Consider the following 26,264-nt stretch of genomic DNA (forward strand, 5'->3'; position numbering starts at 1 on the left):
AAAGCCATGCAGTCTCCGCGCATGGCTTTCTTCTAAGTTAATTTTTTAAATCTATTCGGACTATGTTCCGCCGCGAATCAAGAATAGGATGATCAAGATCGGAACTGGAATGCCCAGTGCCCATAAAAGAATCCATCCGATAGCGCCTTTAGTATTATTCACAACATCTAGAGCTTTCATGGCTCCTCCTTCATTATTAAAATCTTTAATTTAAACTTTTCTGCGATAGTCAGGAGAATCTAATTGGCAACGCTTATTACAAACAGCACCCAACATTCCACCTAAAACAGAGCCGATCATTGCTAGCACGATGCCGACAAATAAACTCCAACCCACGGCTTTAAGCGTTGTTGCCGCTGCTTTGCGAGTTTCTTCCATCGCTTGATCCATTTTAGCTTTAGCCGCCGCGATTTTTTGATCTGCTTCTTGTGGCGAAATGCCCGCTTGATATGCTAGATAATTTTTAGCACTCTCTTGATCGCCGCGAATCAGTCTTGAAGCCACACCACGAACAACGTCTTTGGCGTCAGACTTCAGTTTAAGATCGCCCATATTATCCGTGACGATATCTTCCACCAACGGACTTTGAGTTGCAGCAGCTGCCCCAGCCCCTGCCACGGCCACAGAAGCACCCAAAGCACTTCCAGCAACTTTACCGATCGTTCCAAGGCCCGACATTGTTTGGCAAAGAACAATAATTAAAAATAAAGCCCCCACCAAAAGACCTTGCATCACCCCCACAACATCCACCACACGGCGAGAGATACGCGAAGAGTAATAACCACCCACAAAGGTCGCTAGCACCAATGCTACGATAATGCTCACACCCGCAAAGATGCCTGCATTTTTAGCTGAAGCTCCGTCGTCCAAGCCAATTCCACCAAACGCCATTGACAAAGCTAGCACGCCTGCAAAGGTGATGATGGAAATCGCCAGACCCGCTAAAGCCGAACGCCAGCAAACAAGATGTTTATGTGTATGTTCTGTCGAAGAATCGTAGACCATTTTTGTGAATCCTTTTTAAGAGTTAAAAAGCTAATCATTAGCCAAATAAACTCCAAAGCAAAAGGAAGGCCAGGGTGTTTCAGAGGGAGAAAGTACTAATAATCCCAGAAATGGGGCATAACTTCTAAAACTGAGGGACATAATTCCTATTTTTAAAAATTTTGTCTCACCCTGAAACAATCCCGATGACCTCTTCATTAAAACTTAACAATCAGCCTCCCGAAATATTTCGCAAGACCGAATAGTGGTTAGGACTTCTTTCACAGCCAAAGGAAAATCATGAACGTCGGTCTAAGTTTGAAAACAAAACTTCTTATCTTATGTATGTTTCTAACGCTAGTGGTTGTGGGAGTGGGCGTGATCGGTTACATGGGTATCCAAACGCTTTCAAAAGACACCGTGAAAATAGCCAAACAATCTTTGCCAAGCATCAGACTGTCAGACGAAATGTTTCTGAATTACCGACGCGTTCGCATTACGTTAAGAACGCTGGGTCTCCCGGGATTGTCTAAAACCGATGCAGATCACGCGGTGGCGGATGCCAAAGATGCTATCGAACAATATGAAGCCAAAGCCGCTGCCTACGCAGCCAAAGAGATGTCAAAGGAAGAGGCTGAGCTTTATAAACGAGTGACTGAGGCCTGGAGCAACTTTAAAAAAGTGGGTGGCGAGGTCCTTGAACTTTATGCGAAAGCGACCCCAGAAAGCCACGAGCAAATGATTGAAATCTTTAAGACCACCTGCCCTACCATGGCCCATGAATACACGGCCGCCATTGAAGGTCTGGTCACTTACCATCAAAACAACGCCGATCATTGGACCACTGAGGCCATCAATGACGCCAATCGCACAAATCAGATTACACTAATCATTATAGTTTTAGGGGCTTTCTTAGGAATGGGAGCCGGCTCCGTCTTTGCCAATCAAATATCTAAAATCATTATTAAGATTGCTTCTAAAATTCAAAATGGGGCCGAAAACGTTGCGGCCGCCTCAAGACAGATCTCAGAAAGTGCGGCGACTCTTTCAACCGCCACATCTCAACAAGCCGCTTCGGTCGAAGAAACCAGTGCCACGATGGAAGAATTGACCTCGATGGTGACTTTAAACTCTAATAATGCCAAAGAAGCCACTCGCCTTGCACAGGACACACAAAATATCGCTGTTCAAGGTGAAATAGAAATTAAACATCTGGTCGCCTCTATCCAAGAGATAGCTGCTGACTCTAAAAAAATTGAAGAGATCACATCCGTTATTGACGATATCGCATTTCAAACAAATCTTCTGGCCCTGAATGCCGCCGTTGAAGCCGCGCGCGCGGGCGAGCAAGGAAAAGGTTTCGCCGTCGTCGCTGATGCCGTCCGTACCCTCGCTCAAAGAAGTGGTGTTGCAGCCAAAGACATCTCCACTCTCATTCATACAAGTGTCGCAAAAATTGAAGCCGGGAGCGCCAAAGCATCTCAGAGCGGTGTAGTTCTAACGAACATCGTTCAAGCGGTAAAAAAAGTGACAGATCTTAACGGCGAAATATCTAACGCCAGCCAAGAGCAAGCTAACGGCATCGCCCAAATCAGCACCGCCGTAAATCAGCTTGATCATGTGACCCAGGAAAACTCTGCTGCGGCGACAGAAGCAGCAAGCTCGTCAGAGCAACTGGATCTTCAAGCCCAAAATTTACGCGAGGGCGTCGCGAATCTGCATCAGATCATTACGGGAAGCCCCCTTAAAGAGTCAGCTTAAAATCACGGAACTGAAGCGCTGACAAGTCTTCCTCGGCCCTCTTAGCCAGGAAGACACGCACAGACTGGTATTGTAACCACTAACCGCGCATTCCGGAAAGAACACCAGATCCGTCCCGCGTGCAGCTAAAGCTCTTAAAGCTCTCAAAGAGTCCAGTTTTATTACCGTGCTCTGCTGGGAGCACAGCATTGAGTTAACAAACAAAAGATAAACGTAAATAATTTGGCATGACTCAAGAAAAAGTAAAGCTGCCGGATGTATTTGGATATTTAAGCCTTCTTAAATTTCTTCAAGACTATTATCAAGCCCGCAAATCCGCCGAACCAGGATTTTCTTATGACGTGTGGGCGACGGAACTGGGTTTTCAAAGTCGATCTTATCTGCGCATGGTCCTTATCGGCCGAAAAAAAGTGTCCGAGGGGTTTATCGAAAAATTCAACGGTGCCCAAGGTTGGTCCCAGGCAGAAGCTTCTTACTTTTCCATTTTAGCAAAATACAATCAAAGCACCCTGGCCTCTGAAAAACAGCTTTACGGCAACAAGCTCATTCAAATTCTAAAAAGTTTCTCTGAACGAAAAACTGTTAAGGACGCGGTCGAATTTTTATCTAAACCTTTGTATGCCCGTCTTTTAGTGATGTTAAGCTTTGAGGACATCACCCCCACGGACACCACTTTTGCCCGACTGCTTGGTACCAGTGTCGAGGAAATCAACTCAGCCTTGCAAGTATTAGAGTCTTTGAAGCTAGCAACTGCTTCTAATGTTGATACAGAGGTTCACTGGCGCCCCAACCAAACAAACTTCGATGTTCCAGATTCCGTAGGCAGTGTTCCCCTAATGCATTTTCATAAAACGAGCCTGCAGGATTCTATGGAAGCTTTTGATCAGCCCAAAGACTTACGCCGATTTAAAAGTTTGCTATTACCTTTATCGGCGGAAGAAATGATACTTTTTCATCAAATGACAGACGAATTTATTTCTCAGCTTTCTGCCCGATTTCAGTCCAATACCTACTCTTCTCGCCGGCTTTTCCAGGTCAATTTGAACGTGTTTTCAGTGGCCGAACCCCGGGATAAAAAAGAAGCCCCCTAATCTCCAATCTCGCTCGCCAAATGTGCTCCTCTGGGGGCACAATGATCCTTCTTGAGACCTAATTAGACATCTCCGTAAAAAAACTACTCAGAACGCTGATGCCTAAACCAATCTAATCGCCTTGAGGCACGGCATTACCATTGCACTCTGCCCTCTTCAAACTTTGAGACTTCGAACCTCCGCATGACTTTTGCGTGTTGGCGACCTCTCGCAAACAAACAAAGGAACTTTTTATGAAAGTTATGAAGACATTGCTATTAGCGCCCCTGTTTATTTTGGCTACCCACGTCGCCCTAGCGGGTAACGGCACCATTGGTTCATTTTCAAGGTCAGCTCCGTCTCAAAATGCCAAGCTGCCGGTAAAAATGGGAGTTAGATCTTTGCCCGTTCGCCAGGTTGAAAGTGATGGACTTGCAAGATCGGGCCAAATCGGCACTTCCGCTGAGCTTTTTTATATCAAAAACTCAGGATTTAAAAATTACTCTGAATATGAAGTTTATCTAAATCTAAGTCCCAAATTTAAATCCGAAAAAATCCGTTGCGACAGAGAAGACGATTTTTGCAATGCGCACTTTTACGTCTCTGGAAATAAAGTCATTGCGTGGATCACTAAATCTAATTACGACAACGGAAAATCAGAACAGGCCAACGTTCAGATTGGTACAATCAACCGCGCCGGAGATGTGACACTCATCCGCCCCATCGTCGAAGCTAAGCTCAACAAACCCACAAGTGCAAATGCCTTAAGAGGCATGATCACTGGCTTCGGCCCCGGCATGGGCGGTGGTTCACCGGGTTCTTTAAGCGTTTACATCAAATAAACCGCGAGGCTTATCTCATCGCAGCCGTCTTAAGACGTCAAATAACGAAGTTCGATTGATCGGCTTAGCCAAAAAATCAGAAAAACCAGATTGAAGAGCGCGCTCGCGCTCTTCAATCATGGCGTGAGCCGTCAAAGCAACGATAGGTCCGGCATAACCTTGAGCCCTTAAGGCTTGAGTCACTTCGTGGCCGTCCATTTTGGGCATCTGAATGTCCATTAAAATAAAATCAAATCGAGTTTCTAAGGCTTTTACCATGCCCTCTTGCCCGTCAATGGCGCGTTCTATGGCAGCCCCGGCGTTACGCAAGTATAAATTAAAAAGTGTCTGGTTATCTTCAGAATCATCGACCACTAAAATCCGCGTGCCGTCCAGCCATAGCTCAGAATTTATCAAAGGAACGGGGGCGGCCAATTCCGAATTAAAAGACCCCGGGGCCGCTAATTCGTTAACGACCTCGGGACAAATAGACACTTTGAAAGTGCTCCCTTGACCAGGAATGCTTTCAATCAAGTCAAATGTTCCTCCCAGGGCTTCGGCCAACCTTCGTGTGAGGACCAGCCCCAAGCCGGTGCCGCCAAATTTTCGAGTGGTCGAAACATCGGCCTGATGAAAGGCTTGAAACAGATGCTCTTTTTGTTCTGAAGAAATTCCCACACCCGTATCTGCAACAAGAAATTCTAAATTTCCTTTTTCAAATTGCACCCGAACTTTGACTTCCCCTTTGTCCGTAAACTTAATGGCATTGCCAACGACGTTGTTTAAGATCTGTCTTAATCTTGTCGGATCACTCTTAATGGCCCCTGGGATTTTATCTGATTGCAGTTCAAAACAAATCCCCTTTTCCTTGGCTCGGAATTCCATCAACGAGCTAAAGTCCGCCAGCAGATCGGGCAAAGAAAATTCGATATGTTCAATCAACATTTTACCAGCTTCAACTTTGGATAAATCCAAGATGTCGTCGATGATTCGCAACAAATGACTTGAATTGCGATCAATGACATTAAGATACTCGTCCATTTCTTCCTTGGTAAAGTCTTCGGATCTTAACAATTCACAAAATCCCATGATAGCCCCTAAGGGCGAGCGGATCTCATGGGACATATTCGCTAAAAACGCGCTCTTAGCACTGTTGGCCTTGTGGGCTTCGTCTTTAGACTCCATGAGTTCTTTTTCTAACATCTTTCTTTCCGTTACATCCAGGGCGGTGGCCACAATCCCATAAATCTTACCGTTAGAATCTTGCAAGGCTTGATAAGAAAAACGCACGTAAAAAAGTTTCTTCCGCCCATCGGGCTGCACGAACTCTAACGGTGTATCACCTGAATAAAAGGGTTCTCCGCTTTGATAAACTTGATCTAAAAGCTTAATTAACCCTTGTGCCGCGGCTTCGGGAACAGCTTCCGCCACGGATCTGCCGCGATGATCTGTTCTCCCCCCTAACAATTTATCATGGGCTTCGTTGGTAAATGCATATTTGTGATCAGGGCCCTCAAAAAGTGCGACCCCCACGGGCATCAAGGTCAGCGACGACTCCAAACGATAGCGGGCATCGGCAACAATTTGATTGGCATTGACCACCGTCTGACGGTGAATGACTTGTTCCGTGACGTCATGGGCTGCGACTAAGATGCCTTCTATATTTCCATCCACGTCGCGGGTGGCTTGATAGGAAAAATTTAAAAAAAATGGCTTTAAAGATCCATCTTTCTGGGTCAATTGGACCTTGGTTTCATTCCCATGATAAGGTTGACCCGTTTGAAAAACGCCATCCAGAATTTTACCAAAACCTTGTTCCACGGTTTCAGGCAAAACTTCAGCCAAAGTTTTTCCCACGACCTTTTTGCCGCCGACAAGATTTTTATACGCGGTATTTGCAAAACGGAAGGTGTGATCTTGACCCGTTAAAATGGCAATCGGCTCTGGCGTTTGCTCTAAGATGCGCATAAAGGTTTCACGTTCCAAAGAAGCCAGCTCGTCCGCGGCAACCTTTGCAATTTCTAAATCCTTTTGTGCCTGCAAAGCTTTTTCTGATTTTTTTGAAAGCACGCGCATTTCAAGCAAGGTCATCACTTGTTCGGCTAAAATACCAAGAGCTGATTCCTGATCTGGAGTCAGCTTTCTGGGAGCGTGATCGATCACGCACAATGTTCCGATCTGTTCCCCTGAAGGGGACTTTAGCAGGGCGCCCGCATAAAATAAAAATTTAGATTCGATCACCAGGGGATTATCCGCAAAGCGCGCATCTTGGCTCGCATCGGGGATTTCAAAAACTTTTTTTTGCTGTAAAATAGCGTGACCACAAAAGGAAATTTCACGTGAAGTTTCCTTTGCTTCGATACCCACGCGGGATTTAAACCATTGCCGTTTTTCATCGACCAAAGAAACCAAAGCAATGGGGGTTCCACAGATCATAGAAGCCAGGCTTGTGATATTATCAAAAAGCTTTTCGCCCTCCGTGTCTAGGATATCATAGGACTTTAAAGCTTCAATTCTTTGCTGTTCATTGGGGGGAAACTTAGGCGGCTGAATAAAGACTCCGATTTTTAGCGCATCATAGTGATGATTCTAAAACAGTCAATGAATACGTAAATGGCAGCGGATTAATCAACCTTAACAATTTTAAATAAATCTATATTTAAACACACGACCTCTTCGGCGTCACCAAAGCCATCCAATCTTGCCGACAAGGACTTAATAAAGTCCTGCAGTTCGGATCTAAAGACCTCAAGACCTTTTTTAGAGACTGAAAAGGGAGCCGTGAACATCAATTCCTCATCCCCGATATTTCCCGCTCGATCCATGGCGCGTAAACGCCAATTTTTATGGTGTGACGGCAAATAAACGGATCCTTTTGGAACAAAGGTACGACGCGTGCCCATAAAGTAGCCAACTCTCAATAACTTCATAACTTCCGGAAGTAATTATAACCAAATCTCATTCTCTTCAACCGGGCGCCACACCGCCCGGTTTGTTTTTCAAAAACTCTGGTCGCAAAATTTTAAAAACCTCAAGTCCAAAAATCAGGAGGCAGATTTCTTGGCCAGTTTAAATTAGATGTGAATGGCAAACTGGGCAGGTCTTCATTTGGAAAACTATTCGCATCGCCCTTCATTAGTGCAACGATATCCCGGAGAACAAGATGAATAGTGGCAGTCCCCCGCAGTCGTGCCAATGCGTTCGCACTTTCCACCTACGCACTGATGCTCGCTCAAACAATGGTAGTTCCCTGAGCATTCCGGAGCTCTATTATTTGCCTGACGGTCCAAACATAGTCTATACGACCGAGCATACGCACGCATTTCTTGAAGATAGTAATCCTGGGATTTGGAAACATATTTTCGAGCATGATTTATAAGTTTTTGTGGACTAGAATATTCATCAGAGACTTTTTGCCAAATCGGTCGAGCTTCTTCTGGAGACATCTTTGAAATGCTTAACATTAAGCTATAACCTTCGCGGATTTTTTGGTCACTGAGTGGAGCTCGGCCGCAGTCAGCTTGGGAACTGATAGAAAGAAGAAGCAGGAGCCCCATTAACAATCCTGAAATATAATTCATAAAATCTCCTCGCGTTAATGGAGGGACGTATATCAGCTCAAGGGGAAAAGCGAAAGAATAGAGCACCCTGGGGGTATTCGGTTAGTAATAAATACTCCATCCAACTCCCCCTTAGAATACAGCGCAGTCCGAAAGATCGCTACTGCCCGTTTTTCGCAAGTTCAGTCTTTATCCATTTAACATAAAATGGAACATAGATGTTCGTGCTCTCGTAATATTTATTAAAAATAGAATGAGGGGGTTCACCGCAAGGCTGATTGGTTCCTGACGAAATAACCCCGATGACCGTAAGGTTTCCTGCGCCATCGCGTAGGTAGGTAGGACCGCCAGAGTCACCTTTGCAAGTTGTATTTCTAGAATAATATATCAACTTAGCTAAGTCGCCATCTAGGCGTGGGTAGAGCCGTCCTTTTGCCTGAGTGTACAGAAGGGGTTTAAAAAACATAAATTGCTCAAGGTACTCCTCGATCTCTTGCTTCTGAGTTGCATTCAAATTTTTACTTTTAAGCTTCTGCATCAAGGGACCCGCTTCAGGATCCGTTTTCATATAGTCATAGTTTGAAATTCCGTTTTCACCAAATCCACTGACCCAAAGAAGATCTTTTTCGGTGACGACAAGCTTTTCTGACGGCAAGCGCACCGGTTTTGCTCCCGCGATGGGACTTTCCAAAAATGCCACCGCAATATCCCCTTGAATTTTACTGTAGGTATTTACAGAACCTCGGGCATTCTGAACCTTGAATCTGTCACTCTTAACGACCTTGACTATTTTTTTAATAATGTATTTTCCGTGTTCCTTAGAAAAAAAACGCACTCCCACGGAGTCAAATCGAGAAGGCTCATCACTAAAGCAGTGCGCGGCCGTGAGTATTGCGCGAGGAGCAATGACGGTCCCCGTGCAACCCGGGTTCATCCATGACGGATCTTCCTGATTATAACTCACGACGCTGAAAGTGGACTTCGATATAGGATTATCGGGTTTGACGGCGTTTCCCTGATATACAACGGAGTGAGCCATGCTTTCAGATTGTTGAGGTTCTAACTTAATGTTGGGTACGACCATAGCATGAGCTACAAAACTTTTACTCAACAGTACCGCCAACAAAATCACCAATGATCGACTCATTTTAGGCTCCTCATTCGACGCCACTATATCAAAAGCTCACCTCAAGTTCGCCTGTTACTTTTCTGACGTTGTGACGATCTTCGGCTCTCCAGATTCAATCTATAGGACCTGGCTTCGGCGGTAGGATTCTGTGACAAAAGGCAGCGACCTCAAAGATGCTCTTCAATAAAAACCGAGGTACATTAAGGCCATCGAATTTTCGGAGGAAGCATGAACGACAACAAAGCCACCCTTGAAGAAGCGAACGCAGCCATCTCTAAAGGAAACTTTGAAGGGTTTTTGGAATTTTGCGTGGACGATATTATCTGGAATATGATTGGCGATGAATACCTTAAGGGAAAAGAACAAGTCCGTGCTTGGATGAAAAAGACTTACTCTTCACCGCCTGACTTTAATGCGGCCTCCTGGATCATCCAAGGGGATGTACTGGCAGTCGAAGGTGACATTACAATTAAAGACACAAATGGAAAGTCTGTTCATTCGAAGTACTGTGACGTTTGGCGATTCAGGGGTGGGAAAATGGCAGAGCTCAATGCTTATGCCGTCGAGATCAAGCATTTAGCATAGGAGGTTTTAATGGCTAATCAAAATCCGCGACAAGAAAACACTCGTTAGCCTAGTCTCACCTTTTCGTCAGAGATGAGCTTTAAAAAAGGATCCTGTGTTATCTCTTCGGGAGTCGACCTTTAGATGGTCTGCGCGACTGGATTTGAACCAGCGACCTCTTGCACCCCAAGCAAGTGCTCTACCAAGCTGAGCCACGCGCAGATCGTTTTATAATTTATTAATCAAACATATGACGAATGCGGCGAATATCACTGATCAGATTTTCAACCGAGTCGTTCATGTTATCTAGCTTATGAATCACTTGGCTCATGTCTTTTTCTTTGCGGACATGGGCTTTGAGTTCTTTCATTGCGTTTCGAGCACCTTCAATCGAAAAACGATCACGGTGCAAAAGTTTGCGGATCAAAAGCGCATTTTCCACGTCTTTACGCGTGTACATGCGTTGATTATTAGAAGCTTTTTTAGGCTTAAGAATATCAAACTCGGTTTCCCAATAACGAAGAACGTATTGTTTGATACCAAGAATTTCGGCCACATCGCCGATTTTAAATCCCATCTTATCCGGAATAGCGTTGATCTCTTCCAACAGCTTGTCATCACAAAGCATCGCGGGAATAGAAAGAGGCGCCGAAGCTGTCAAAGGCATTTCCTTTTCCGCTTCTTCGATGAAATCCAAGTGACTGTCCCCTAAAGCTAGCTCCATTTGGGCGCCGTCAGAATCTGACGACGTTTCAAGATCTGCTTCGAGGACTTCAGGATTATTCATTGTCGTCGTAATCGTCATCGTCATCATCCTCATCTTTTAAGTGAGCATACTCTTCACCATTCAACATCGCCTTCAAGACTTGAGACGGACGGAACGTAAGAACGCGACGAGCGGAGATTTTGATTTGCTCACCCGTTTGCGGGTTGCGACCAATTCTTTCGTTTTTTCCACGAACGACAAAGTTACCAAAGCCCGAGATTTTAACTTTATCCCCGTTTTGCAAAACGTCTTTTAAAGTGTCAAAGCAAAGCTCAACAAGTTCAGACGCTTCCTTTTTCGAGAAACCGATCTTTTGATAGACGTTCTCTACGATATCGGCCTTAGTCACAGTTGATTTACCTAAGTTTTGGCCCGCCATAATTAGTTTACTCCGTTATATAAGCAAAGCGTATCAACATATTGATACTTATCAAGAATTTATCGCACCGAAAGATTAAAATTCTTCTTTAAGCTTTCAAGCACCTTTCCTGTCGTCTCATTGATCTGCGCATCCTGCAGTGTGGCATTTTTGTCTTGCAACCAGATACGGATAGCGACGGACTTCTTATCCGCTTCCATCTTTTCACCTTCATACAAGTCAAAAACATCCACATTCACCAATAACGGCGCTCCCGCCTTGCGAATGTCTTTTAAAACATCGCCGACCTTCAATGATTTCGGCATCACAAACGCGAAATCACGCTCCACCACTTGGAACTTAGAAATACTTTGAATGCGATACGGACGAGGTTGACCCTTATAAAGTTGATCTAAATCAAGCTCTGCCAAAGCGGCAGGCACACGGATTTTATTGTCATCCAGTAACACCGGATGAAGAGTTCCGATAAAACCCACTTTTTTACCTTCAACCAAAAGCTGCGCGAACTGACCTTGATGCAAGAATCCTGGAACTTCAGCTTTATTGGCCGGCATCACCCAGGTGTACGATCCAATATTTAAAGACTTCAACAAAACTTCAACCGTTGCTTTAAGTTCAAACACCAACGGAGTTTCTAAAGACTTCGTCCAAAGATTTTCAGATCTTCCCCAAGCAATCATCGCCAAACGAGAGTTTTCTAAATACCCGCCATCTTCTTTGATTGAAAAAGCATTGCCGATCTCAAACAAGCGACCCGCCATATTGCCAGCGTGGAAGTTGTAGTTCATGTTTTTAAATAAACCAAAACTTAAAGACGTGCGCATCACGTCCATTTCTTCGTTTAAAGGATTCATCAAACGAATCTCTTTAGCCGAAGCCGTTAAACCGGCGGCTTTAAGTGATTCCAATGAACCCAAGAATGCTTTTTCCGCTTTAGATCCCACAAACGCAAAGTTAAACGCTTGCTGGAAGCCTTCGGCACGAACCAGTTCACTGGTCGTCCGATTGAGCATAAAGGCTTTATCATGAGCCGAAGGCATTTCTTTAAATTCAGGCAGAGCTTCTGGAATATGCTCATAGCCATTTAAGCGCGCATATTCTTCGACCAAATCCATGTCTTGTTCCAAGTCAAAACGGAAGGTCGGTGGCAAAACTGAAAAACCGTTGCCGGATTTTTCAACCTGACACCCTAAACGCTTCATAAAATCGACAAACTTAAGTTCTTCAGCCTCATAACCTAAGCGGTCACTGACTGTTTGGATATCGATACTGACCTTGGCTTTTTTCACGGGATTTGGATAGAAATCATGAGGGTCGCCAAAGGCTTCCCCGCCCGCGACTTGCAAAATCAACTGCGTCGCACGGTTTAAACCGCGCAAAGCCCCGTCTGGATCCACGCCCCGAGAAAAGCGGTATCCCGAATCCGTATCAATTCCGTGAGAACGCGAAGTTTTTCGCGCACTCATTGGCAAAAAGTAAGCGGCTTCCAAAAACACATTGGTAGTTGCTTCAGAAACGCCCGAGTTTTTGCCACCCACAACGCCCGCTAAACACACCGGACGATTCGCATCGCGAATGGTCAGCTCTTCGCCCGTTAAAGTGATATCTGTCCCATCCAGCGTGGTGAATTTCTCGCCTTTCACGGCTTTATCAACGATGATTTTCTTTCCACCGATATCGGCAGAATTAAACGCATGCAAAGGCTGCCCCAATTCCATCATCACGTAATTAGTCACGTCGACGATGTTATTGATAGAATTCATGCCCACACTTTCTAAGCGTTTCACCAGCCACGATGGCGAAGGACCGACTTTGACTCCCTTGATGTATCTGCCCGTGTAACGAGGACACATATCAAAAGCTTTTACTTCTAAAGCGATTTCTTTTTTGGTCGAGCCTGAAGATGTTTTTGGCTCTACAACCGGAGATTTTAATTCCTTACCAAACAAGCACGCCACTTCGCGGGCTAAGCCAAAATGACTTAAACAATCCGCGCGATTCGGCGTTACTTTTAATTCAAAAGTAATGTCATCATAACCCGCGTATTCCGCGTAAGGTTTTCCAACCGGCGCATCCGCAGGCAGGATCGCAATCCCGTCAGATTCTTTCGCTAAGCCCAGCTCTTTTAAAGAGCACAGCATTCCCGCAGAATCAACACCACGCACGGCTGCTTTTTTAATCGCAAAATTCCCGGGCAAAACCGCCCCTGGTAAAGCCACGATCACGCGATCCCCGGTTTTGTGATTTTGCGCTCCGCAAACGATTTGGTGAACAACACCTTCGCCCGTGGACACACGACACAAAGAAAGTTTATCGGCGTTAGGATGTTTATCTTTTTCTAAGATATGCCCCACCACCACGTGATGAAAATCCTTCGCGCGATTGGTGATTTCTTCAACCTCTAAGCCTCCCCGAGTTAAAGCTTCCGCTAAAACATCCGGGTTTTGGAAGAACTCCGTCACATCTACATAATCTTGAAGCCACTTTAAGCTGATTTTCATTTTACAAACTGCCTTAAAAATCTAACATCATTTTCGGGGAATAAACGAATATCTTCGATGCCGTATTTAATGATCGCCATGCGCTCAATTCCAAAACCAAACGCAAAACCTTGCCACTTTGGATATTCAATTTTCGCCGCTTGGAACACTTTGGGATTTACCAAACCACAACCACCGATCTCGATCCAACCTGATTGTTTACACAAAGAACACCCTTTGCCTTTGCAAATCGGACAAGAGCAGTCCACTTCGGCTGAAGGTTCAGTGAACGGGAAAAAGCTCGGGCGGAAACGAGTTTTCAGACCTGGCCCAAAAAACTCTCGCACAAAAAAGCTGATCGTCCCTTTAAGATCCGCCATAGAGACTTTCTCATCCACGCACAAAGCTTCAATCTGATGAAAGTTCGGCAAGTGAGAGATATCACTGTCTGAACGAAACACCGGCCCTGTACCAATCACGCGCAGGGGAAGTTTTTCGGTTTCTAACGAATGAATCTGGATGGGGGATGTGTGCGTACGCAAAACATGCGATTTATCGATATAAAATGTGTCTTGCATATCACGCGCGGGATGGTCCGCCGGGATATTGAGAGCTTCAAAGTTATAATAGTCCTTTTCGATCAGGGGTCCGGTGCGGATGCTGTACCCAAGGCGCGCCATCACGGTGAAGATCTCTTCGGTCACGATGTGCACGGGGTGCTGAGTGCCCTTAAAACGGCTCATCGCTGGCAAAGTCATGTCGATTTCTTCAGCGGCCATTTTGCTTGAAATCTCTTTTTTCTTTAAAGCTTCTTCAGCCTCTGTATAGGCCTGCTCTAAAAGGGCCTTCACCTCATTCACTTTTTTTCCAAAAAGGGGTTTCTCTTCCTTAGGAAGAGAGGCCATCTCTTTCATGATTTCGGTTAAGGAACCGCTTTTTCCCAGGTATTGGACCTTCAGGTCATAGAGTTCTTTAGAGCTAGGAGCCGCTTTAATGGCTGTCAGTGCTGCGTCTTTGATAGATTCTAGTTTGGTCGTCGACATAGGGTCTCATAATCACCCCAGAACCTCGTATTTTCAAGGTTTTAGCTTTTACACACGGTGCAGAAAAAAGCTTGAGCTTTCATATCTTTAGTCCTATGGTGACCCGGCTCTTTATGGCGCATAAGAATAAAACCAATTACAGTCCCTACAAAGCTCGTCAAGAGGCCAAACACAAGGCCATGGGCACTGATCCGTCCCTACTCCGGCAGAGCCGGAGTGAATCAGGCCAAGGACGCCATAAAAAACCTGAAACCATCTATGAACTGCCAGAAGCCAATGACCGACTTGCTGATGTTTTCCGCAATCATGGGTTTGATATGGTTTCCCATTCGCAACGCCAACAATTAGCGCACTTTTATCGCCTTTTGATGTTGAATCAGGAAAAAGAGAACTTCACGCGTTTGCTCAAACTTCGCGATGTCGCCATTAAACACTTTATCGACTCGATCATCATTTTAAAACACACTGAACTGCAGTTCCCATTGCTAGATGTTGGCACCGGCCCGGGCTTTCCGGGGATTCCGCTTAAAATCATGTTCCCTGAAGAACAAATTCTTTTAGGAGAAGGTGTGCAGCGCCGTGTGGAGTTCTTAAAGCATGTACGCTCTGAAATGGGTCTAAAAAATCTTGATATTTTGGGCCGCAATATCAATCGTCACTGTGTCTACCCGATTCGCGGGGCGATCACGCGTGCGGTGGAAGACATCGGCAATACCTTGGGTAATGTGATCAACGGCCTGCAAATTGGCGGGCGCGTTTATTTCATGAAAGGCCCCGGGGTTGATCCAGAAATTGCCGCCGCAAAAAAAGAGTGGTCTGAATACTATAAACTTGTTCAAGACGTGGCTTACACTTTGCCAGAGACTCCGCATGAACGTCGCCTTGTCGTGTATGAAAAGATCAAACACCAAGAACTGCCGTTAGAGGACGAAGGCGAAGAGCTTTTGATGGATGAACTTTCGGGTGAAGAAAAACGCCGTTGGAGCCAGTACAAATGAGCTCTTCGGCATTAAGCATTTCTTTAGAAATCATTCGTTTGCTTATTCGCAAAGGCGACTTGCACGAAGCCCGCGTCAAAGCGGAAGACGCGATGAAAGACGCGCTGATATTAAAAGACCGCGCGCAGTGGCTCGAGGCCACGAGATTATTTTTCCAATGCTGCCAAGAACTTGAAGAGCTAGGCTTAGCACAAATTCCAATGGAAGCCGTGATCAGCTTCTTAGTTTCCGCGCAAGACACCAAACTCCAAGCTCAAGCGGAAACTTTAATCAGCTCTTGGTTACTAGCCTTAGGCAAAAAAGAAGAATGCCACGACTATGTTCAGTCGGCGATCAACAAAGCCACCGGCATTCAAGATTTTGACACGTTAGCGCGGGCTCTAACAATCTATGCTGCTTCCTTGCTGTATGACGCTCAGAATTTTAAGACCGCTCTTATTCAATTAGATAAACTCAACACGATCCTCGATGGCCTGCAACAGCCAGAAATGCAGCTGACCGCAAATCTTTTGCGCAGTTATATTTACACCCAAAGAGGCCAAACTGATTTAGCCTTGCCCCTTTTATGGGCGACTTACGAGCAAGCCAAGGTTCACGGTTTTCACCTTTTGATTTCTTCAATCTTAGCGCAAATTGCTCGCGTCTATCGCGATCAAAAACAGCTTGAAGAATATCGTATTTACGCTGATGTTGCCTTACGAGGCCTAGACAGAGCTAAAACCCCGCGCGTGTACAAATTGGTTCATGCCTCCTGCCCGCCGCTCAAAGAGCAAAAAGCGTCGCTTTATGATTTCCATATTGATGAGAAATCGCGCACCGTGCGTGAGCGCAGCAAAGGCAAAATTGATTTTAAAAATCAGCACATCCTTTTTGAAATGGCTTTGTTATTTATTAAAAATCCAGGTCATCGTTTCAACAAGGAAGAGTTATCAAAATCTATCTGGAATCAAACATATTCCCCAGATCTTCACGATAACCTGATTTACGTTTCCATTAAAAGATTGAGAACATTGCTGGAACCCGATCTTGAAAGTCCAAAATACATCTTAAGAGATCGCAAAGGTTATTATTTTAATCCCCAATCAATTGTTCAATTTAGAACTTCTGAGGAGGTCACGTTATGAAATCCTTAATCCTGGCACTTTTCCTAGTAGGATTCACTCCGGCGCTTGCTGGTCCGGGTGACGACCCCATCTTTCCTTGGCCAACCGGCATTGAAACAAGACAGCTGATTGCGGAAGATATCACCGGTGACTGGGTGGCTTATGCTTATTCGGGCATGGATACGTTTTATATTCACTTTGAATCTGAAGCGAGCAGCCCTCACCGCATCCAAGTTTTAGTCAAACCCGCAAATAAATCTTATGAGGATGGCAAACCTCGTCTGGGTATCGGCTACTGGGGCCGCCACCTTTTCTGGGGCCATATTTCGATGGATGGGGAACGTTACACGCGCATGGTGATTTATCGTGAACATGGTGTCCTAAAAATGCGTATCGAAAAACCTTTCAAACAAGGTTATTACGATTTACGTCTTGAAAGATGGCCCTGGGGTAAACCTCTGTGATCGAAATAAGCTCTAAAAGCAACGATCACTTTAAGCGTTGGGTCGATATTTCTTCGGCCCGCGGAATTAAAAAACACGGCGAATTCATCTTGATGGGTGAAAAGCTGATCGAAGAATTTTTAAAAAATCCACACATCAAAGTTAAAGGCGAAATCCTGCACGAAGACCTCAAATCTGTGTGCATGGTCACCCCGGCTTTTAAGGGCCAACGCATCCCCATTTACAAGCTTCCCAAAGCGATGTTTAATGAAGTCGATGTTGTGGGAACTCACTATAATCTTTTGGTGTTAGAAGCCGCCCCCATTGAATCCCTTGCCTCTTCACAAAAAGTGGAAGGTTTAGAAGTTGTCGCTCCGTTAGGAGATCCCGCCAATCTGGGTGCGATGGCGCGTTCGGCTTTGGCTTTTGGCGCTAGCAAATTGATTTTGACGGAAGAAACCTGCAATCCCTATCACCCGAAAGCGATTAAAGCTTCCGCTGGCGCCTTATTAAAATTGCCACTTTACAAAACATCCTCATTTTCTAGCTTCTTGCAGAGCAACGAAGAGCTTTTTGCCTTAGACATGAAGGGCGAAAATGTAGGAAACTTTAAATGGCCCAAAGACTTACGTTTAGCCGTAGGTGAAGAAGGTCCCGGTTTTAGTGGAATGAAAGGTTTAAAACGTCTTTCAGTTCCGACGTTGGATGTAGAGTCGTTAAACGCCACCGTCGCTGCCAGTATCGCGTTTTTTACGTATGCTTCTCAGCACTCAAAGGTCTGAAAACTTTCAAGCGAAAGGATACCTTATGAAGTCTCTTTTTATCGCTCTAGTCATGATAGGCTCTGTTGCACACGCAAAAAATATCGAATGCTCCCGCAGCCAAGCGCTCAATATGGTGAAGGCTTCTCAGCCAAAACTCTATAACGACTACCTTGAAATGACCCATCAGCAGGAAGAAGAGATCCTCTCTTTCGGTGACTTTAAAAAGGAAACGGAGACTCTTGCCTCTCGTTGTGCGGATGCGGACTGTAAAACCCATGGTTTTTCCAGCCGCTCTTTTGCCGAGCACTCTTGCCAAGCTTATGTGAACTGCCGCTTTTACGTGGACGTGAATTCCTGCGGCCCTAACGATAAAGCCGCTATTTATTTTGAGATTGATCCGGAATAGATCAACTTTTTCTCAAGACCAATCCCACAGCCGCGATTCTTTCCACCTCGCGGTAGGGCTCTTGGGACATTTCTTCTCCAAATATATCAGGATCAATTTCTTCATAACTTAATTGATATCCCGTCGGGGGTATTATGTTTTTGACCTCATTTAAAAACATATCTTTTCCGTTGACGATGCAGCTGCCGGTGTAAAGGGCCAGGATGCCGTCGTGATTTAGACGATTTAGATATCCAAGACTTTCCTGCACGATTTTTAAGGCGATCTCGGCCCCGTACTGGCCGCCGCCATCACGATATTTTCTTTTTTGTTCATCCATAATGAAGGGTGGATTGGCAATAAGGACATCGGCACCGTGGGGCGCATTTTTTAAAACGTCGGACTGATAAAACTCGACATTCGGGCACGCATTTAAAATCGCGTTGGCTTTGGCAAAAACCAGGGCTGATTCGCTGACATCACAAAGGGCTTGGGCGTCGATACGATCACTCAGCGACAAGGCCCCCACGCCCGATCCACAGCCAATGTCTAAAACTTTGTTACCCGAGGTGATATGACGCTTTAAAAAACTCACAAACCTATAAGAATCAGGTCCGAAAAACACCGACGTTTCTTGATCCGTGGGAAAAGAAGAGTGAGCGTAAATATTTTTATCCAAAGTTGAAAAGCGAAGGCGGCTTTTTATTTTCCCGTTTTCAGAATCTAATAAATCTGAGTTTCGTAAAATTGACACAAGCTCCATCGGCAAGACATCAGGCTTTACACTTCGGTTCCATCCGAAAAATTCTCTCAATGCCAGCTTTGGGTCTTCAAGATTCATTTTGTTAAAAGGACGCGCCAACACACGACGATGCGTTTCTGGCGTCACGGTCGTAAATTCATAACCTTGCGCGCGCAGATATTCACCCACTTGAATGACGATTTGAGGATTCATCAAAGTCATCATTTACGAGCTTAGTACGATATCCTGGCAGTGGCGAACTTCAAAACCTGCGCTTTGATTGTAAACAAGGCGAGTGTCAAAGTCATGAATCCGCGAGACCAGACAAGCGGCACTTCCCCCCGCTAATTGGAATTGATCTAACGGTGAATAGATGACTTTTTTACCCAAGGCTTCAAGAATGCTTTTTAAGCGTGGCAGATAACTACCCATAACGATGGTGTCATCGACTTCGACCCAATTTAAACCAAACTTCATGGTCTCTTCTTTATGGACCGGAATTAAGGAGTGGATGCCGCTGTGACGAAGCGCTTGCCAAGACTCATCCGTGAAAGCTTCTCGACACGCAAATGCGGTCCCGTCGCTTAACACAGATAAGGCGACATCGAGGTGATAGAAGTGCGGATCCTTTAATTGCAACGGAATGACCGTGGCATCAAAAAAATGGGAAAGCTCTAAAGAGGCTTTTCGCTCCGTGCGAAAACCGTAACCCATAAAGACTTTGTTTTCTGCGGGAAATACGACAACATCACCACCTTCAAGATGGCTGCGACTTTGCCCTGCAATCTCGACACCCCATTTTTTTAAGTTAAAACGTCTTTGCTCGGATTCTAGCTTACGCTCCGAATGAACAGGTTGCGCAATCAGCGCCGAAAGTCCCTGAGAGCTGCGTTTTACGATCGCGCTGTCTTTGATAAAAACCGAATCATAAGCACCATGGACGAACGGAAGCATAATCACCTGAGCCCCGGCTTCGCGCAAAGACTGCGCAAAACGCGTGTGTTGGCTCAGAGCTTTCGCGGGACACGCAGCCCCCACCTTCATGTGAGGATTAATACTCCACGCCACCTGAAAAACGCATTCGTCGTTAAAATACCCTTTATGTGAATGCACGTGCTGCTGCTCGCAGCTTGATGGACAACAGGGGGCACTTAACAAAAATGTCGGTTGACGGTGAAATTTCACGATTCCTCCTTGAAGCGTTGGTTTTTACAAATGACAAACAGGCTTATAAGCATATTCGGGGCCAATTAAAAAATGGCACAAAGACTGCAACTTGATAAAACCGAGAGTGATTTATTATTTCTATTTTTTCATTCGGAGGAAAAGATGCAGAGCCTAGAAATTTTTGAAAAATCAAACGACAAAGAAGGACTGGATTTAGGCGCCTCGCCTGCACAAAGCTTTTCTGATTTAACGGAAATTCACATGCAATTAGCGCGATTTAACCATCATCGTTTGGATCCCCAAGTTCCTTGTGCCCTGTGGACTTCAGAGCTAAAAATCGAATCCGCGATGCGCGTTTTGGAAAATAAAATGTTAGAAAAAGAAATCTCTTTTATCAAACCACTGACGGTTGATTTACCCACTAACGCCAAACTATTCATGCACTGGTTTGAGGAATTGCGCCACAGTGGTCCGGGGCAAAACGACACTCTTTTTGATTGGCTGGAGGAGGCGGCAAACCATGACGAAATGACGTGGTTCATCCGTCAAGAAGTCGCCGGTGAAGCGGGCTTTGAAGATTTAACTGCGTTAACACAAATCAAGATGCCCACGCGCCCGAAATTAGAACTGGCAAGAAACTATTGGGACGAGATGGGACGCGGAAACGAAAAAGGCATGCATGGACCGATGCTTTCAAATTTAGCCAAAGAATTAAATATCGAACCGCCGTCACTAGAAGAAACGACGGCAGAGGCCGCAGCCTTGGGCAACATCATGATGGCCATGGCCATGAATCGTCGTTATGCTTATCATTCAGCGGGAGCACTAGGAGTCATCGAACTGACAGCTCCGGGCCGTGCTTTAAAGGTCTATCACGGACTTAAACGTTTAGGCTTAAGCCCCGAAGCGCAACGCTATTATTTGATTCATTCAAGTCTTGATATCAAACATTCAGAAGCTTGGAATGCCGAGGTGTTATTACCCCTGGTCACGGAAAATCCCGCACTCGCCTTGCCCATTGCGGAAGGTGCGCTTTTACGATTGAACGCCGGTCGCCGATGTTTTGAAAGATATCGTAAAGAGCTGTGGGGACCGGCGCACTAGCGCCAGCACGCGGGATCTTTAGTTCTCTATCATTTTCTTAAGCTCGGAAAAGACTAATGGAAACTCCGTGAATCCATCCGAATCCAAAAAGTGGCCGCCTTTTTTTATGCGATGAAGAGGCGCCTCTAATTCTTTTGAAAGTCTTGCGGTAATTTCTGGCGCCACGATTTGGTCGTCCTCTGCGACGATCACCACACGTTGAGCCGCGATCTTTTTAAGACGGTTCACATCATATTTTTTTGCCGTAAACTCATTGAGCAACGTCAAATTAGGCAATGATTCTGAAAATCCAGAAACACAGATGATACCGCCAATACGCGTACTTTCAGGAAGTGAGGAAAGATAATTCAAAAGGTTGATGCAGCCAAGGCTGTGCCCCACAAAGTAAGTGTGCTCATTCGGAGTTTTGATTTCCTTTTTTAGGACTTCATTCCAAGCCGGGGCCTTGGGGCTATTTGTTTCAGGCATTTGCAACACATCGACCTGCCCACCCTCTTTTTCGATTTGTTTTTTTAACCACGGAAACCAGTGGCTATCAGGTGACGCCATATAACCATGATTGATAAATACTTTCGCTTGTTTCATTTTTTCGCTCTTATTTGCCGACAGCTGTTTAGATTTTGCGATACCCAGATTTGGAATGATGAACAGACCGAGGGTGATAATAAGGGTGGAAAGCTTGCGTTGAATCTTCATTAGACAATTCTTTCACGAAGCCCGCGGTTCACGCAACCCTCGCCGCTTGCAGCCATATACATCGAAACTACGGCCCGGACGAATTCTTTAAAAGCCGGATATGGCATACCTTTTATGCACCCTAAAGCCAGCACCAATAGTGATAGGCCCTATTATATCAGTAAAAATGCACAAATTTTCATTAATAAAGTTAATGACTTTTTTAATGACTTAGTATAGGATTTTAAATGTCTATTATTGACATCATCAAGGATGACCTCGTCTCTGGTAACTTTAGACTTACCCTTCACGCTCGACAACGCATGGATCAGCGCCGGGTTACTTTGCAGGATATTCGCATCTGTGCAAAAGATGGCGAGATCTTTGTAGATGGGGATGAGTTTAATCTTATCGGATTAGATTTGGAGGATCGTGATCTTACGGTCGTGTGTGCTTACCGTCACGGAACTTTGATCGTCACGGTTAAATAGGAGAGAAAATATGGCGCAGGCAAAAAAACATACTATTCGAATCGAAAATTTTTGTGGTTTTGAATATCTTATTGCTGAAAACGTCCCGGCTTATGAGGATAAAAAATACGGCACCGTCATTAACATGGACCCTGCAGACATGGAGATAATTGCTGCCACAGCCATCATCGAAAATAACTATCCTATTCGCGGCAAAGAAGTTCATCTTTTCCGCAGCGTTCTGGATTTATCACTGGAGCGCTTCGCAGGTATCTTTGGGCTTTCCGGCGCGGGTGTTCTTAAATGGGAAAAGTCCCCTTTAAAACGCCTTGATCTTGCCAACGAATGGATGATTCGCTCGTTCATGTCAGAAAAACTAAATCTAAAAAAGCAGTGCCTATTTTCCGAAGCCATGAAGGTGGAAGACTCTAAAGTCAAGCAATCCCATTCGATCAAGCTTCGCGCTTCCTAAGGGCGCATTATCGCTTACAACTTACCATCCTGAACCGGAGGGCCCTATTTATTGGAAAAACGCTTCATTGCTTTTCTGGAACCTTGAACACACCCTGTTCTCACTCGTTGAGTAACACACTCGTCATTTGAACACACACTGGCCCATGCATTAATAAAGATATTTCTATTTCTACAGTTAGGGGTGTCAAAAGCGAGGACCACCTCAAGAGCATCCGTTTTATTTACCTCGTCATAGCTTCGTTTAACGTCAAAGGAGCGAATTTTATAAAAGTCATCCTCTTCCATAAACTCCACCAAAGATTGAACGGCCCACTGTTTCGCCACTGAATCAGTAAGCCAACTAGGGAAGTGAGGACCCGCGCTTGAGTGCGCCGATGCAGAAAATAATAAAACGAATACGGATAAAAGCACTTTCATCAACCCTCCAAGTCTTATGATTTTTGTCACCATCTTAACCCCGTCTCATACCTGAGCGCTACTTAACCGCGACGAAGATATTCACCGCGCCCCCTGGTTGCTCTGGATACAACTCAAAATCAAAAGAGTATTTTCTTTGAATCTCGCTAGATTTTTCTAAAGCCCAGATTTGTTGCCAACCTTGAACAACAACTTCGGGCATAGCCCCGACAGCGCAAGGAAAAACTTGGTACTTTTGTTCCGGAATTTGAATGACCTCTAACCCCCCAGGCACATCCGTCGCTTTAGAAACTTTCATTCCCAACATCACCGAATACGGGCCTGAGGAATCTGTTTCATAGTCATGGTAAACGCTTAAAATTTCGCCAGAAAGTTTATTAGGAATCTTTTCAGCAATATTATTTGCAAAAAACTGATTCCATAACGAAGCGATGCGAGCCACCCCGTTCATTTCATCAACGTTTGAAGTGCGTGTTTTAATTCCGACAACGGTAAAGCTTTTTTCGTTCATGAACTCAAGTCGCCTTCTTTAGAATTTCAATGTCTCAATTTTTTGCTGCAGTTCTGACAACCGCCTCCATTCTTCTGCGGTGAATGTCTCACTTAAATTTAATGAGTTCTTTTCTCCGCATTTTCCATGACTATTTTTGACGAGGTCGAAATATTTTTGGGCTTCATTATGGCCCGAGTTTCTCATCGCCAAAAGATAGCCGTGCACTTGACCAAGAAACCAGCACGTTGCTGGGCCATTTTTATCTTCGATCGCGGGCTTCATAAATTTAGAAAGAGCTTGCGCGGTACTCATTTTTAGCTCACTTTTCGATTCAGCCGCGAACACTAAAGATGCAGAACACAGCAGAGTCGCCAAAAAACAAATGACTTTATTCACAAAACATCTCCGTCCTTAAAATCTTGAATCTAGTTACGCACTTCTTCACAACCTTGGGCGATGTGCTCTTTACTGAACACTATAACGGGCCAATCGAAAGAATATTTTATTAAACATCCCCATGAAGACTCAATGGTATTGGTCCACGTGGGAGCTATCAATAAGCAAATACTTTAGAACACCGCAAAATCAGAATAGAACGCCAGGGATTTGGCTCATCAAATCTGGAGTTTTTAGGTTACCCAGAGAACGAGGTGTCGAAGCATTGGACAGCTGCGCCACCCCTATCATCATACCCTCTGGGTCTCTCGACGAGCCGTTTCTAAAATATAAACACCCCCATTTTTTGATGCAGTCCCATGATTCATCAAGAAAGCAAAGAAGCATCCGAAAAGACCTAAATCGCCAATGATATTTTTAGCACGGAGTTTTTTATGAAATTGAAAATGCCTTCACCAAAATCTTTGCTAGCGGGCTCCGGGGCCTTGTGCATGATCGTTTTATTTAATAACTGCAGCGGGGGATATCAAACGCAAGACACCTCGTCCCTCTCATCATCCAATTCGACATCGGAAACTCAATGCACCGATCCTACCGGTTTTAAAGAAACCAAAGGTCAGAACGTCGCTCCCTCAAAACCTGATGCCGATGGGTATATGATGGTTTGGCGCGATGAGTTTGATGGATCCGAACTGAATTTGAAATACTGGGAGTACGAAATTGACGGCGACGGCGGCGGAAACAACGAGCTGCAATACTACACTGACAGCCCTAAAAATACTTCGGTGAAAAATGGCCTGCTTACCTTGAAGCTGATTAAAGAAGATGTGAATCGATTCGGAAAAATCTATTCTCACTCCTCGTCCCGTATTCGCAGCAAAGGCCGGGCGTCGTGGCGTTACGGCAAGTTTGAAATTCGCGCCAAAATTTCAAAAGGAGTGGGCGTTTGGCCAGCGATTTGGATGCTTCCAGAAAGCGAAGTTTACGGTTCTTGGCCCTTAAGCGGAGAAATTGACATCTTAGAAATCAGAGGCCGAGAGCCTCAAACTTTGATGGGTACTTTGCACTTTGGACAGCCTTGGCCCAACAACCAATGGACCGACGGTCGATACTCCCTTAGCGGGACGGATTTTAGCGAAGGCTTCCATGTGTTCAGCGTGGTTTGGGAGCCCGAACTTATCAAGTGGTATGTGGACGGTGTATTATACTCAACCAAAACACCGGCCGATCTTCGCGGACAACCTTGGCGTTTTGATCAGAATTTTTATTTAATCTTGAATCTCGCTTTTGGTGGCGGATTCGATAACAATCAGGCGGATCTTGCAATCACTGAGTCAAACCTTTACATCGACTATGTGCGAGTCTACCAGAAAAAATAAATTTGTTAGCAAGAGGCCGGCGCATGCGCGCCCCTCATCTTTCACAGTAAAAGCCTTAACAGCTCATTCACTTGCCCCGCACTCAATCCGGTGGCGCGACTTACTTGAAATGTTTCTAAACGCGAGAGATGCCCGCACCTTGGATGAATTGCCTAGGATAACTTACTGTGTTAACTAGTATAAATGGACTTCGGCAGTTTAGTTTTGTCTCCAATAAAATCCACAGACATCAACGACCTTTTTCAAGTCTGCCAGGATGATAATCTTCGCAAATTCCTTATGGAAGGCATGGAAATGTCCATGGACGACTGCGAACAGCTAATAGCTTCGAACGACCTGTTTTTAACAAAAAATCCAATCGGTTTATATCTGGTAAGACTGAATGACAAAACCATCGGCTATGGCGGCTTTAAAGAGACTTTTCCTCAAAGTGAAAACGTGGATTTTATGTATGCTCTGACGGGCGAATTTTTCGGAAAAGGCTTAGGCTCAGAAATCGCCCAAAGACTCTTAGGTCTTTATAAAAACTCTGGCAGCCCAAAAAAGATAACGGCCGTGGTGAACGCCGAAAATAAAGCCTCAATAAGAATTTTAGAAAAGAATAACTTTATTCACCAGGGTAAAGCCCCTGGTGAACTGAGCCACTTAGAGTATTATATTAATGCCAAAAATCCCTAAAAATGATCTTGAGAAAAGA

The 26,264-nt window shown here is 45.0% G+C and carries 28 protein-coding genes and 1 tRNA gene; 14 read left to right on the forward strand and 15 right to left on the reverse strand.

Going from position 1 to position 26,264, the window contains the following annotated elements; translation table 11 throughout:
- Positions 1–210: 210 nt before the first annotated feature.
- Positions 211–1,005, reverse strand: coding sequence for a YrzE family protein (locus AZI86_RS11415; protein ID WP_061835318.1), 795 nt, complete (start codon positions 1,003–1,005; stop codon positions 211–213).
- 279 nt (positions 1,006–1,284) lie between these two features.
- Here AZI86_RS11415 and AZI86_RS11420 point away from each other — a divergent pair, with 279 nt between their 5' ends.
- From AZI86_RS11420 to AZI86_RS11430, 3 genes are all read left to right on the forward strand, one after another.
- Positions 1,285–2,745, forward strand: a complete 1,461-nt coding sequence (locus tag AZI86_RS11420; protein WP_061835319.1) for a methyl-accepting chemotaxis protein — start codon at positions 1,285–1,287, stop codon at positions 2,743–2,745.
- A gap of 227 nt (positions 2,746–2,972) precedes the next feature.
- Entirely contained in the window at positions 2,973–3,836 is an 864-nt protein-coding gene (locus AZI86_RS11425; protein ID WP_061835320.1) for a TIGR02147 family protein, read from the forward strand.
- Positions 3,837–4,069: 233 nt separating this feature from the next.
- On the forward strand, positions 4,070–4,657 hold the full coding sequence (locus tag AZI86_RS11430) for a hypothetical protein (RefSeq protein ID WP_061835321.1): 588 nt from the start codon (positions 4,070–4,072) through the stop codon (positions 4,655–4,657).
- Positions 4,658–4,672: 15 nt separating this feature from the next.
- Here AZI86_RS11430 and AZI86_RS11435 read toward each other — a convergent pair whose 3' ends face one another.
- The 3 genes from AZI86_RS11435 to AZI86_RS11445 form a co-directional block, all read right to left on the reverse strand.
- Positions 4,673–7,201, reverse strand: a complete 2,529-nt coding sequence (locus AZI86_RS11435) for a response regulator (protein WP_367613531.1) — start codon at positions 7,199–7,201, stop codon at positions 4,673–4,675.
- Between the two features lie 59 nt (positions 7,202–7,260).
- Complete coding sequence (locus tag AZI86_RS11440; RefSeq protein ID WP_061835323.1) at positions 7,261–7,566, reverse strand: hypothetical protein; 306 nt, start codon at positions 7,564–7,566, stop codon at positions 7,261–7,263.
- Positions 7,567–8,356: 790 nt separating this feature from the next.
- On the reverse strand, positions 8,357–9,343 hold the full coding sequence (locus AZI86_RS11445) for a trypsin-like serine protease (RefSeq protein ID WP_061835324.1): 987 nt from the start codon (positions 9,341–9,343) through the stop codon (positions 8,357–8,359).
- Positions 9,344–9,553: 210 nt separating this feature from the next.
- Between AZI86_RS11445 and AZI86_RS11450 the strand changes: the two genes are divergently transcribed.
- Positions 9,554–9,910 carry a nuclear transport factor 2 family protein gene (locus tag AZI86_RS11450; protein WP_061835325.1) on the forward strand — a complete coding sequence of 119 codons (357 nt, stop codon included), beginning with the start codon at positions 9,554–9,556 and terminating at the stop codon, positions 9,908–9,910.
- A 124-nt stretch (positions 9,911–10,034) separates the two neighbouring features.
- Here the strand turns inward: AZI86_RS11450 and AZI86_RS11455 are convergent.
- The 5 genes from AZI86_RS11455 to pheS all read right to left on the reverse strand — a co-directional run bounded on the left by AZI86_RS11455 (position 10,035) and on the right by pheS (position 14,557).
- Positions 10,035–10,111, reverse strand: a tRNA-Pro gene (locus AZI86_RS11455).
- Positions 10,112–10,127: 16 nt separating this feature from the next.
- Positions 10,128–10,694, reverse strand: coding sequence for a MerR family transcriptional regulator (locus tag AZI86_RS11460; RefSeq protein WP_253715898.1), 567 nt, complete (start codon positions 10,692–10,694; stop codon positions 10,128–10,130).
- Complete coding sequence (locus AZI86_RS11465; RefSeq protein ID WP_041869158.1) at positions 10,669–11,004, reverse strand: integration host factor subunit alpha; 336 nt, start codon at positions 11,002–11,004, stop codon at positions 10,669–10,671. Before AZI86_RS11465 ends, AZI86_RS11460 begins: the two co-directional genes overlap by 26 nt.
- 89 nt (positions 11,005–11,093) lie before the next feature.
- Positions 11,094–13,535 carry a phenylalanine--tRNA ligase subunit beta gene (gene pheT, locus AZI86_RS11470; protein ID WP_061835327.1) on the reverse strand — a complete coding sequence of 814 codons (2,442 nt, stop codon included), beginning with the start codon at positions 13,533–13,535 and terminating at the stop codon, positions 11,094–11,096.
- Positions 13,532–14,557 (reverse strand): phenylalanine--tRNA ligase subunit alpha, encoded by a 1,026-nt coding sequence (gene pheS / locus AZI86_RS11475; protein WP_061835328.1) that lies wholly within the window; start codon positions 14,555–14,557, stop codon positions 13,532–13,534. The genes pheT and pheS overlap by 4 nt, the downstream gene beginning before the upstream one ends.
- A 113-nt stretch (positions 14,558–14,670) precedes the next feature.
- Here pheS and AZI86_RS11480 point away from each other — a divergent pair, with 113 nt between their 5' ends.
- From AZI86_RS11480 to AZI86_RS11500, 5 genes are read left to right on the forward strand one after another with little or no spacing between them, the layout of a single operon-like run.
- Positions 14,671–15,555 carry a 16S rRNA (guanine(527)-N(7))-methyltransferase RsmG gene (locus AZI86_RS11480; RefSeq protein ID WP_061835329.1) on the forward strand — a complete coding sequence of 295 codons (885 nt, stop codon included), beginning with the start codon at positions 14,671–14,673 and terminating at the stop codon, positions 15,553–15,555.
- The gene (locus AZI86_RS11485; RefSeq protein WP_061835330.1) at positions 15,552–16,679 is read left to right on the forward strand and encodes a winged helix-turn-helix domain-containing protein; all 1,128 of its coding nucleotides are present in this window, start codon (positions 15,552–15,554) and stop codon (positions 16,677–16,679) included. The genes AZI86_RS11480 and AZI86_RS11485 overlap by 4 nt, the downstream gene beginning before the upstream one ends.
- Positions 16,676–17,122: a hypothetical protein gene (locus AZI86_RS11490; RefSeq protein WP_061835331.1), complete on the forward strand. Its 447-nt coding sequence runs from the start codon at positions 16,676–16,678 to the stop codon at positions 17,120–17,122. The genes AZI86_RS11485 and AZI86_RS11490 overlap by 4 nt, the downstream gene beginning before the upstream one ends.
- Positions 17,119–17,883, forward strand: coding sequence for a TrmH family RNA methyltransferase (locus tag AZI86_RS11495; RefSeq protein WP_061835332.1), 765 nt, complete (start codon positions 17,119–17,121; stop codon positions 17,881–17,883). The genes AZI86_RS11490 and AZI86_RS11495 overlap by 4 nt, the downstream gene beginning before the upstream one ends.
- 25 nt (positions 17,884–17,908) lie before the next feature.
- Positions 17,909–18,271, forward strand: a complete 363-nt coding sequence (locus tag AZI86_RS11500; protein ID WP_061835333.1) for a hypothetical protein — start codon at positions 17,909–17,911, stop codon at positions 18,269–18,271.
- A 1-nt stretch (position 18,272) separates the two neighbouring features.
- On the opposite strand, the gene AZI86_RS11505 is transcribed toward AZI86_RS11500, so the two are convergent.
- On the reverse strand, positions 18,273–19,205 hold the full coding sequence (locus tag AZI86_RS11505; RefSeq protein WP_157684692.1) for a methyltransferase: 933 nt from the start codon (positions 19,203–19,205) through the stop codon (positions 18,273–18,275).
- Positions 19,206–19,217: 12 nt separating this feature from the next.
- Positions 19,218–20,177 (reverse strand): dimethylarginine dimethylaminohydrolase family protein, encoded by a 960-nt coding sequence (locus AZI86_RS11510; RefSeq protein ID WP_061835335.1) that lies wholly within the window; start codon positions 20,175–20,177, stop codon positions 19,218–19,220.
- Between the two features lie 144 nt (positions 20,178–20,321).
- On the opposite strand from AZI86_RS11510, the gene AZI86_RS11515 reads away from it, so the two are divergent.
- Positions 20,322–21,263 carry an iron-containing redox enzyme family protein gene (locus tag AZI86_RS11515; protein WP_081111910.1) on the forward strand — a complete coding sequence of 314 codons (942 nt, stop codon included), beginning with the start codon at positions 20,322–20,324 and terminating at the stop codon, positions 21,261–21,263.
- Positions 21,264–21,281: 18 nt separating this feature from the next.
- On the opposite strand, the gene AZI86_RS11520 is transcribed toward AZI86_RS11515, so the two are convergent.
- Positions 21,282–21,959 carry an RBBP9/YdeN family alpha/beta hydrolase gene (locus AZI86_RS11520; RefSeq protein ID WP_061835336.1) on the reverse strand — a complete coding sequence of 226 codons (678 nt, stop codon included), beginning with the start codon at positions 21,957–21,959 and terminating at the stop codon, positions 21,282–21,284.
- A 227-nt stretch (positions 21,960–22,186) separates the two neighbouring features.
- On the opposite strand from AZI86_RS11520, the gene AZI86_RS11525 reads away from it, so the two are divergent.
- Positions 22,187–22,429, forward strand: a complete 243-nt coding sequence (locus AZI86_RS11525) for a DUF4258 domain-containing protein (protein ID WP_061835337.1) — start codon at positions 22,187–22,189, stop codon at positions 22,427–22,429.
- Between the two features lie 10 nt (positions 22,430–22,439).
- A complete protein-coding gene (locus tag AZI86_RS11530; RefSeq protein ID WP_061835338.1) occupies positions 22,440–22,880 on the forward strand; it encodes a hypothetical protein in 441 nt (146 codons plus the stop codon).
- 44 nt (positions 22,881–22,924) lie between these two features.
- Here the strand turns inward: AZI86_RS11530 and AZI86_RS11535 are convergent, their stop codons facing one another.
- The 3 genes from AZI86_RS11535 to AZI86_RS11545 are packed head-to-tail and all read right to left on the reverse strand — an operon-like array spanning position 22,925 to position 24,188.
- Positions 22,925–23,299, reverse strand: coding sequence for a hypothetical protein (locus AZI86_RS11535; protein ID WP_157684693.1), 375 nt, complete (start codon positions 23,297–23,299; stop codon positions 22,925–22,927).
- Between the two features lie 58 nt (positions 23,300–23,357).
- Positions 23,358–23,810: a GyrI-like domain-containing protein gene (locus AZI86_RS11540; RefSeq protein ID WP_061835340.1), complete on the reverse strand. Its 453-nt coding sequence runs from the start codon at positions 23,808–23,810 to the stop codon at positions 23,358–23,360.
- An 18-nt stretch (positions 23,811–23,828) separates the two neighbouring features.
- On the reverse strand, positions 23,829–24,188 hold the full coding sequence (locus AZI86_RS11545; RefSeq protein ID WP_061835341.1) for a hypothetical protein: 360 nt from the start codon (positions 24,186–24,188) through the stop codon (positions 23,829–23,831).
- Between the two features lie 434 nt (positions 24,189–24,622).
- Between AZI86_RS11545 and AZI86_RS11550 the strand changes: the two genes are divergently transcribed.
- On the forward strand, positions 24,623–25,567 hold the full coding sequence (locus AZI86_RS11550) for a glycoside hydrolase family 16 protein (RefSeq protein ID WP_061835342.1): 945 nt from the start codon (positions 24,623–24,625) through the stop codon (positions 25,565–25,567).
- Positions 25,568–25,750: 183 nt separating this feature from the next.
- Entirely contained in the window at positions 25,751–26,245 is a 495-nt protein-coding gene (locus AZI86_RS11555) for a GNAT family N-acetyltransferase (protein WP_061835343.1), read from the forward strand.
- The last annotated feature ends 19 nt before the right edge of the window (positions 26,246–26,264 follow it).

Origin of the sequence: Bdellovibrio bacteriovorus, assembly GCF_001592735.1 — a bacterium.
GTDB classification, from domain to species: Bacteria; Bdellovibrionota; Bdellovibrionia; order Bdellovibrionales; family Bdellovibrionaceae; genus Bdellovibrio; species Bdellovibrio bacteriovorus_D.

Bases quoted from the DNA above. Each gene is read 5' to 3' on its own strand.
- AZI86_RS11530 (WP_061835338.1), top strand. From the start codon at position 22,440: ATGGCGCAGGCAAAAAAACATACTATTCGAATCGAAAATTTTTGTGGT.
- AZI86_RS11505 (WP_157684692.1), bottom strand. From the start codon at position 19,205: ATGAATCCTCAAATCGTCATTCAAGTGGGTGAATATCTGCGCGCGCAA.
- AZI86_RS11515 (WP_081111910.1), top strand. From the start codon at position 20,322: ATGCAGAGCCTAGAAATTTTTGAAAAATCAAACGACAAAGAAGGACTG.
- AZI86_RS11490 (WP_061835331.1), top strand. From the start codon at position 16,676: ATGAAATCCTTAATCCTGGCACTTTTCCTAGTAGGATTCACTCCGGCG.
- AZI86_RS11460 (WP_253715898.1), bottom strand. From the start codon at position 10,694: ATGACGATTACGACGACAATGAATAATCCTGAAGTCCTCGAAGCAGAT.
- pheT (WP_061835327.1), bottom strand. From the start codon at position 13,535: ATGAAAATCAGCTTAAAGTGGCTTCAAGATTATGTAGATGTGACGGAG.
- AZI86_RS11445 (WP_061835324.1), bottom strand. From the start codon at position 9,343: ATGAGTCGATCATTGGTGATTTTGTTGGCGGTACTGTTGAGTAAAAGT.
- AZI86_RS11535 (WP_157684693.1), bottom strand. From the start codon at position 23,299: ATGAAAGTGCTTTTATCCGTATTCGTTTTATTATTTTCTGCATCGGCG.
- AZI86_RS11425 (WP_061835320.1), top strand. From the start codon at position 2,973: ATGACTCAAGAAAAAGTAAAGCTGCCGGATGTATTTGGATATTTAAGC.
- AZI86_RS11420 (WP_061835319.1), top strand. From the start codon at position 1,285: ATGAACGTCGGTCTAAGTTTGAAAACAAAACTTCTTATCTTATGTATG.
- AZI86_RS11525 (WP_061835337.1), top strand. From the start codon at position 22,187: ATGTCTATTATTGACATCATCAAGGATGACCTCGTCTCTGGTAACTTT.
- pheS (WP_061835328.1), bottom strand. From the start codon at position 14,557: ATGTCGACGACCAAACTAGAATCTATCAAAGACGCAGCACTGACAGCC.
- AZI86_RS11550 (WP_061835342.1), top strand. From the start codon at position 24,623: ATGAAATTGAAAATGCCTTCACCAAAATCTTTGCTAGCGGGCTCCGGG.
- AZI86_RS11540 (WP_061835340.1), bottom strand. From the start codon at position 23,810: ATGAACGAAAAAAGCTTTACCGTTGTCGGAATTAAAACACGCACTTCA.
- AZI86_RS11485 (WP_061835330.1), top strand. From the start codon at position 15,552: ATGAGCTCTTCGGCATTAAGCATTTCTTTAGAAATCATTCGTTTGCTT.
- AZI86_RS11555 (WP_061835343.1), top strand. From the start codon at position 25,751: ATGGACTTCGGCAGTTTAGTTTTGTCTCCAATAAAATCCACAGACATC.
- AZI86_RS11500 (WP_061835333.1), top strand. From the start codon at position 17,909: ATGAAGTCTCTTTTTATCGCTCTAGTCATGATAGGCTCTGTTGCACAC.
- AZI86_RS11440 (WP_061835323.1), bottom strand. From the start codon at position 7,566: ATGAAGTTATTGAGAGTTGGCTACTTTATGGGCACGCGTCGTACCTTT.
- AZI86_RS11480 (WP_061835329.1), top strand. From the start codon at position 14,671: ATGGCGCATAAGAATAAAACCAATTACAGTCCCTACAAAGCTCGTCAA.
- AZI86_RS11520 (WP_061835336.1), bottom strand. From the start codon at position 21,959: ATGAAGATTCAACGCAAGCTTTCCACCCTTATTATCACCCTCGGTCTG.
- AZI86_RS11450 (WP_061835325.1), top strand. From the start codon at position 9,554: ATGAACGACAACAAAGCCACCCTTGAAGAAGCGAACGCAGCCATCTCT.
- AZI86_RS11415 (WP_061835318.1), bottom strand. From the start codon at position 1,005: ATGGTCTACGATTCTTCGACAGAACATACACATAAACATCTTGTTTGC.
- AZI86_RS11430 (WP_061835321.1), top strand. From the start codon at position 4,070: ATGAAAGTTATGAAGACATTGCTATTAGCGCCCCTGTTTATTTTGGCT.